This window comes from Kitasatospora sp. MY 5-36 (assembly GCF_001182915.1).
GTDB lineage: Bacteria > Actinomycetota > Actinomycetes > Streptomycetales > Streptomycetaceae > Kitasatospora.
On the sequence record NZ_LFVW01000940.1, the window covers coordinates 1 to 3,153 of the forward strand.

The following is a 3,153-nucleotide window of genomic DNA, read 5'->3' on the forward strand; positions in this document are numbered from 1 at the left end:
ACCGCTCCAGCGCCACCGGGCGGAAGTTCACCAGTCCCGCGCCCACGGCGGCGGCGACGGCGACGCGCAGGGCGGTCCGGCGGCGGGCGGGGGCGGTCGGGTCGGCGGTCATGCCGTCCTCCCTGGTCCGGGGTCGGCGGAGTGGGCAACTCCGGTCGGCTGGTGCTCACCTGACACCTTGCCGGATCGGCCGGGCCGGATCGTCCGCCTGGGGAGGGGGTCCCGCCCCCGAGGGATCCCGGAGCCGGACCCCGAGACGCCTCGGGGTCCGGCTCCGAGGTCAGCGCTAGGCGAGCGGCGCCTTGGTGCGCAGGACCTCGATGAAGGCCCGCAGCCAGGCCGGGTGGTCGGGCCAGGCGCGGGCCGAGACGACGACGCCGTCCACCACCGCCTCGCCGTCCACGAACTCTGCGCCCGCCGCCTTGATGTCCGGGGCCAGCGCCGGGTAGGCGGAGCTGCGGCGGCCGTCCAGCAGGCCGGCGGCGGCGGTGATCAGCGGGCCGTGGCAGATCTGGGCGACGGGCTTGTCCTCGGCGAAGAAGTGCCGGGCGATCCGCTGCACGTCCGGGTCGTTGCGCAGGTACTCGGGGGCGCGGCCGCCGGGGATGACCAGCGCCGCGTAGTCGGCCGGGTCGACGTCGGCGAGGGCCACGTCTGCGGGCCAGGTGTAGCCGGGCTTCTCGGTGTAGGTGTCGAAGCCCTCGACGAAGTCGTGCACCACGAACTGGAGGCGTTTCTTCGTCGGGGCCGCGATGTCGACCTGGTAGCCCTCCTCGCGCAGCCGCTGGTAGGGGTAGAACACCTCCAGTGACTCGGCGGCGTCCCCGGTGACGAGCAGGATCTTCGATGTCATCGCCGACATCCCTCCACGTGGTCGAGCCTCGGATCGGGTACGGGCGCCGGGCGGTGGCGGCCGGCCCGGGCCCGGTCCAACCTCCCGTACCGGCGACACCGTTGGCAACGGGGCGCACCGGGCGTACGACGGCGCATACGGAGCTACGCGCGCCGGTTGCGGGGAGTGCGCGCTTGGTCGGGCGCCCGGCTGCGGGGGTCGGCGGCCCGCGTCCTAGACTCCTGCTGCCCACGACCGTCCCGCTCCCGGAGGAGCCCATGCCCGACCGCACCACCTACCTCGTCCTCCCCGGCTACCAGAACTCCGGCCCCGAGCACTGGCAGACCCGCTGGGAGGCGGCCGGGCCGGAGTCCTTCCGCCGGGTCGAGCAGGCGGACTGGGACCACCCGGAGCGGACGGACTGGGTGGCCCGGGTGGACGCCGCGGTGGCCGCGGCCGCCGCCGAAGGCCCGGTGGTGCTGGTCGCCCACAGCCTGGGCTGCGTCACCGCGGCCCACTGGGTCGCCACCGCCTCCGCCGAGCGGACCGCCGCCGTCCGGGGCGCGCTGCTGGTCGCCCCGGCGGACGTCGACACCGCCGAGGTCCCGGAGCTGGTGAACTTCCGCCCGGTGGCGCTGGAGCGGTTCCCGTTCCCGGCCGTCGTGGTCTCCTCGACCGACGACCCGTGGGTCTCGGCCGAGCGGGCCCGCGCGTTCGCCGCCGCCTGGGGCGCCCGGTACGTCGAGCCGGGCGCGTACGGGCACCTCAACTCCGACTCCGGACTGGGCGACTGGCCGGAGGGCCGCGAACTGCTCGCCGGGCTGTGACCGCGGCGACGGGGGGAACGGGGGCGCGGGGACGATGAACCGGGGGACGATGAACCGACGGACGTCCCGGACCAGGCGCGTCCTGGTCCGGCTGCTGGCGGGCAGCGGGCTGGCCGCCGTCCTGCTCTACACCGAGGGGCAGTGGGAGAGCCGCTCGGGCGGGCTGATGCTGGTCGCCGACCTGCTCAACCAGCCGGAACTGCTGATCGGCGGGGCGCTGGCGGCGCTGATCGCGGCCGCCTGGCTGAGTGACCCGCGCGCCGCCGTGCGGACGGCCACCCGGGCGGTCACGGTGACCGCCGGGGTGGTGTTCCTGCTCGGCGTGCTGGCCGCGCACAAGGTGTCGGCGGCCGAGACCCGCAGCCGGGAGGACGCCCCGGCCGGGGCCGAGCGGGCCCTGGTGGTGGTGCACCGCTCGTACGCCACCGGGCCGGGCCCGGACGAGCGCTGGCAGGTGCTGCTGGAGAGCGGCGAGGGCTGGTCGGCCCGGCGCTGGTCACTGGCGGACATCGGCCGGCGCCCGGGCGACGCCCGGCTGGTGGAGGCGAGCTGGACCGGGCGCTCGCAGATCACCGTGGTGACCGACTCCTACCGGCGGGTGTTCAACCTCGACCAGGACAGCGGCGAACCGGTCGAGGCGCGGTAGCCGGCCCCGCCTGGGTACGGGTACCCAGGCGGGGCCGGGCAGTTCACCGCTCCTCGGGGGCACTGGTCGGACGGGTCACTGGTCCGACGGGTCGGTGGTGCCGGGCGGGACGGACGGCGCGGTGCGGCCGGTCGTCGGGCTGGTGTCGCGCGGCCGGCCGGTGTTGCCCGGGCCCCCGGTGGCGGGCGCGCCGCTGCAGGTGACCGAGCCCGGCGAGCCGCTGGCGGTGGTGCAGTTGGCGTCCCGCCGGGGCGGGTCCGGAATGCGGACGGTGGCGAACGGCTTCTCCGGCATGCTCCGGACGGCGTCGCTCATCGCCTGCTGCCAGATCGGCCCGGGGCCGGTGGCGCCGAAGACCTCGGCCTGGTACTTGCCGCCGATCCGGATGTTGCGCATCGGCACCTTGGTGCCCGGGCTGCCCAGCCAGACCGAGCCCGCCAGGTTGCCCGTGTAGCCGGTGAACCAGGCCGACTTCTTCTCGTCCGTCGTCCCGGTCTTGCCCGCGATCTGGCGGCCGTCGTCCAGGCCGAGGTCGCGCGCCGTGCCGCCCTTCTCGGTCACCCCGAGCAGCACGCTGTTGATCACGTCGGCGGTGTCCTCTGACATCGCCGGGGAGCAGCGGACCGGGGGCACCGGGACGTCGGTGCCGTCCACGGTGGTGATCCTGTTGATCGCCAGAGGCGCGCAGTAGGTGCCCCGGGCGGCGAAGGTCGCGTACACGTTGGCCATGGTCAGCGGGCTGACCTCCTGGGTGCCGAGGCCGAGCGCGGGCAGTTCCTGGAGCGGCTCGCCGTTCGCCTTGCCCTCCATGCCCAGCTTGTTGGCCATCTGCTTGACCGCGCAGAGGC

General features: G+C 75.3%; 4 protein-coding genes. 2 read left to right on the plus strand and 2 right to left on the minus strand.

The annotated features are described in order from the left end of the window. Positions 1-286 precede the first annotated feature (286 nt). On the minus strand, positions 287-853 hold the full coding sequence (locus tag AE652_RS38540) for a DJ-1/PfpI family protein (protein WP_049660089.1): 567 nt from the start codon (positions 851-853) through the stop codon (positions 287-289). Positions 854-1,110: 257 nt separating this feature from the next. Between AE652_RS38540 and AE652_RS38545 the strand changes: the two genes are divergently transcribed. Then, entirely contained in the window at positions 1,111-1,659 is a 549-nt protein-coding gene (locus AE652_RS38545) for an alpha/beta hydrolase (RefSeq protein ID WP_049660091.1), read from the plus strand. 49 nt (positions 1,660-1,708) lie between these two features. Continuing rightward, the gene (locus AE652_RS38550; protein WP_049660092.1) at positions 1,709-2,305 is read left to right on the plus strand and encodes a hypothetical protein; all 597 of its coding nucleotides are present in this window, start codon (positions 1,709-1,711) and stop codon (positions 2,303-2,305) included. A gap of 75 nt (positions 2,306-2,380) precedes the next feature. On the opposite strand, the gene AE652_RS38555 is transcribed toward AE652_RS38550, so the two are convergent. Beyond that, positions 2,381-3,153, minus strand: a 773-nt coding sequence (locus AE652_RS38555; protein ID WP_199823211.1) for a penicillin-binding transpeptidase domain-containing protein, incomplete at its 5' end; no start/stop codon positions are given.